1 protein-coding gene is annotated in these 240 nt (G+C 63.3%); it reads right to left on the bottom strand.

Translation table 11 applies throughout. The features are described from left to right. A partial coding sequence (locus tag ACM43_RS09490) for an IS66 family transposase (RefSeq protein WP_271539839.1) occupies window positions 1–240 on the bottom strand: 240 nt, incomplete at both ends.

Raw genomic sequence — 240 nt, 5'->3', positions numbered from 1 at the left:
GAGGATGTTCCTGGCCGCGACCGGGCTGGTAATCGAACAGCACGACCGGCTGCGCGTAGTCCTGGCCGCTGCGATAGGCCCACATGAAGGATTTGGCCTGCGCATCCCGGCCGTCCTCTTTCAGAACCTGGACCCAGGTTTCGTCGCCGTGGACCAGGGGCTGCGACCTGAGCTTTTGCTGTAGCGCGTCATAGACCCGATGCAGATGCAACTCGCTCGCCCGGATCACCCAGTTGCCCA

The organism is Bradyrhizobium sp. CCBAU 45321 (assembly GCF_028128975.1).
Classification (GTDB): domain Bacteria; phylum Pseudomonadota; class Alphaproteobacteria; order Rhizobiales; family Xanthobacteraceae; genus Bradyrhizobium; species Bradyrhizobium yuanmingense.
Note: the sequence above shows the minus strand (reverse complement) of the source record. Positions and strands in the feature narration are given on the sequence as shown.